5 protein-coding genes are annotated in these 3141 nt (G+C 72.5%); 2 read left to right on the top strand and 3 right to left on the bottom strand.

From position 1 onward, the window contains the following. The coding region (locus KME77_RS03550; RefSeq protein WP_308250528.1) for an ABC transporter substrate-binding protein at nucleotides 1-612 on the bottom strand (612 nt) is incomplete at its 3' end. A gap of 50 nt (nucleotides 613-662) precedes the next feature. Here KME77_RS03550 and KME77_RS03545 point away from each other — a divergent pair. Continuing rightward, nucleotides 663-1097: a MarR family winged helix-turn-helix transcriptional regulator gene (locus tag KME77_RS03545; protein ID WP_219461885.1), complete on the top strand. Its 435-nt coding sequence runs from the start codon at nucleotides 663-665 to the stop codon at nucleotides 1095-1097. Nucleotides 1098-1122: 25 nt separating this feature from the next. Here the strand turns inward: KME77_RS03545 and KME77_RS03540 are convergent, their stop codons facing one another. Beyond that, nucleotides 1123-1749: a TetR/AcrR family transcriptional regulator gene (locus KME77_RS03540; protein ID WP_219461883.1), complete on the bottom strand. Its 627-nt coding sequence runs from the start codon at nucleotides 1747-1749 to the stop codon at nucleotides 1123-1125. A gap of 46 nt (nucleotides 1750-1795) precedes the next feature. Between KME77_RS03540 and KME77_RS03535 the strand changes: the two genes are divergently transcribed. Continuing rightward, the gene (locus KME77_RS03535; RefSeq protein WP_219461881.1) at nucleotides 1796-2779 is read left to right on the top strand and encodes an MBL fold metallo-hydrolase; all 984 of its coding nucleotides are present in this window, start codon (nucleotides 1796-1798) and stop codon (nucleotides 2777-2779) included. A 28-nt stretch (nucleotides 2780-2807) separates the two neighbouring features. Here KME77_RS03535 and KME77_RS03530 read toward each other — a convergent pair whose 3' ends face one another. After that, nucleotides 2808-2999, bottom strand: coding sequence for a hypothetical protein (locus tag KME77_RS03530; RefSeq protein ID WP_219461879.1), 192 nt, complete (start codon nucleotides 2997-2999; stop codon nucleotides 2808-2810). Nucleotides 3000-3141 lie beyond the last annotated feature (142 nt).

Raw genomic sequence — 3141 nt, 5'->3', positions numbered from 1 at the left:
CGGCCGGGCGCCGGCGATCCGGTCCAGCCATCGGACCGCCTGCCCGTACCGGACGAACCGTTCGCCGACCACGGTCGCGCCCCGCGCGCGCAGCCGCCGGCGGGCGCTGGCGTGCACGAGGCGCGGCCAGACGTAGTCGTTGCCGAACAGGAACCAGCGCCGCGCCTTGCGGTGCTCGACCAGCCACTCGATGCCGGGTTCGAGTTGCCTGCCGGGGGTCTCGCCGAGGAAGTAGACGCCGGGGGCGTGGCCGCCGCCCTCGTACGGGGGCGCGTACACGAACGGCACCCGCCCGCCGATCGCCCGCACCACCCGCACCCGCACGTCGCTGGCGTGGGTGCCCGTGACGGCCTGCACGGCGCCGACCCTGACCAGCTCGGCCACCTCGGCCGCCACCGCGGCGGCGGGCCGCCCGCCGTCCACCAGCACCAGCTCGACCGGCCTGCCCAGGATGCCGCCCGCGGCGTTCAGCTCCTCGGCCGCCAGCGCCGCGCAGTTGATCGCGCACGGGCCCACCAGGCCGAGCACGCCGGAGACGGGCACGACGAGGGCGACCCTGAGCGAGGAGGAGGGCACCACACTCGCTTCGAAAGGATCGACGATCGTCGCCACGCCGACGAGTATCCTCCTCCTTAGCTCTCGGGTGAAAGGACCTGATTTCCATGGCTACGACCGGGCTCGGGTCCTCCCTCGCGTACTTGCTGAGCAGCGCGGAGCGCAGCGTCAACCGCGGGCTCGCGGCCGCGCTCCAGGGGGAGGACCTCACGGTCGAGCAGTGGCGCATCCTGCGCGCGCTGGCGGACGGGCGCGGCCACTCGATGGGCGACCTGGCCGCCGCCGTGCTGATGCCGCACCCGACGCTGACCAAGGCGGTGGACCGGCTGATCGACCGGGCGCTGGTCTACCGGGGGCCGTCGGCGGGGGACCGGCGGCGGGTGGCGGTGTTCCTGGCCGACCGGGGGGCCGAGCTGCTGGTCAGGGTCGAGGGCGCGATCGCCGGGCACCACCGGCTGATCGCCGCGGCCTTCGGCGAGGAGCGTACCGAGCAGCTCATGCGCGACCTGGAGAGCCTGGTCGAGGTCCTCGACCGCGACTGATCCTCCTGGAGATCCCCGATCGGGACTAACCCTCGATCATCGCGGCGAAGAGCGCGGTGTGCCGCTCGATCCGCCCGCGGCCCAGCTCGCGCTGCTCCCGTGTCGCCTCCTCGTGCAGCCACATCACCCGGGCGTGCGCGATCGGCCCCAGCAGCGCGTACGCCAGATCCTCCGCCGCCCCCAGGTCCGCGCGCACCCGCCCGTCGGCCAGCCAGCGGGCGAACACCTCCGCCAGCCCCGCCAGTGCCCGCTCGATCCCCAGCCCCAGCATCTCGTCGTGGATCAGCCCGTCGCGGGAGACCAGGCTGACGCTCTGCCGCGCCTGCGGGGTGTCCCACGCGGCCAGCACCCGCTCGCCGAACGACCGGACGAACGCGGCCGGGCCGTCCGGCGCGTCGTCCAGCGCGACCAGCGCCACCTGCGGCCCGGCCAGCGACATCGCGGCCTCGTAGATCGCCTTCTTGCCGTCGAAGTGCGCGTACAGGACGCTCTCGCTCAGCCCCACCTCGCGGGCGATGGCCCTGATCGAGGTGCCGGCGTACCCGTGGCGCGCGAACAGCCGCAGCGCCGCGTCGACCAGTGCCGCCTTGGTGTCGCCCGCCTCGGCCTTGGGCGGGCGGCCCGGCCGTCTTGTCGTGTTCACGCACGTCATCCAATCACCCTTGCAAAATAATCGATCGCTCGATTAGTTTATGGGCATGACGATTCCCGAGCGAGAGATAGCCGAACGCCCCGACGGTTACGGTGGCCCGAACCTGTCGCCGGTCGGGCTCGAACTGGCGCCGCACGCCTTCGCCGACGGCGTGTGGGCGCTGATGGCGAACATCCCGCCCAAGGACAACAACGGCCTCGTCGCGGGCCGCGACGCCGCGCTCGTGGTGGACGCCGGCATCACGCCTGACATGTCACACCAGATCCAGCGCCTGGCCGCCGGCCTCACCGACCGGCCCGTGCGCTACCTGGTCAACACGACCTACCACGGCGACCACACCTTCGGGAACGCGGCGTTCCCGGCCGAGGTGGTCATCCTCTCCTCGCGGCGCAACAGGAGCGAGATGTCCGACCTCGCGTACGAGAAGGAGGTCAGGTCCGCCAACATGTACGGCGACGCGGCGCTGCTCGACGCGGTGCAGCGGTGGCGCAGGCCGGACGTGGTGTTCGACGAGTACGCCGAGATCGACCTCGGCGGGCGGATCGTCCAGTTGCACCACTTCGGCCCCGGCAACGGGCCCGGCGACACGGTCCTCTACGTGCCCGACACCCGTACCGCCTGGACCGGCAACTTCCTCTGCCACGCGGGCCTGGCGCACATGCTGCTGCAGGGCGGCCCCGAGCCGTACGCGCGGTCGCTGCGGCGCATGCGCGAGACGCTGCCCGGCCTGGACACGATCGTGCCGGGGCACGGGCCGATGGGCGACGGGCACGCGGCGATCGACGCGCTGCTCGGCTACCTGGAGGTGCTGCACGAGGAGGTGGCCGCCGCCGTCGCGGCCGGGCGGACGCTGGAGGAGACGTACACGACCTGCACCGACCGGTGGGCGTCGGGCGAGCTGGACCCGTCGCTGACGGCCGCCCTGGGCCGGTACCAGGTGCCGCCGGACCTGGCCAAGGCCGGGATCCTGGCGCTCTGCCGCGACCTGCACCGGCTGAACGTCCTGGCGACCTACCGGCTGTACTCCTAGGTCAGGTCCTCTTCTTGGCGCTCCTGGGTCAGGTCTCCTTCTTCTTGGCCTGGTCGCCCCAGATCGCCAGCCCCACCCCGGCCGCCGCGATCAGCAGGTAGACCGGGGTGGGGATGTCGAACCACCTGCGCAGCAGCCCGAACTCGGTGTCGAAGAAGACCCGCGCCACAAAGCCGCCCAGCCCCTGGATGACCAGGATCACGCCCAGAAAACCTCTCATGGGTTCAACCCTCGCGGGCGGGCGGGGCGGCGGCATCGTACGGAGGACGATGAGGGGGGCTACCAAAGTCGGTCCGGCGCGACCCGCGCCGGACCGACATGGCGGATCAGACGTGGCGGATCAGGGGTAGAGGCCGCGCATC

Origin of the sequence: Nonomuraea rhizosphaerae (assembly GCF_019396405.1) — a bacterium.
GTDB lineage: Bacteria > Actinomycetota > Actinomycetes > Streptosporangiales > Streptosporangiaceae > Nonomuraea > Nonomuraea rhizosphaerae.
Note: the sequence above shows the minus strand (reverse complement) of the source record. Positions and strands in the feature narration are given on the sequence as shown.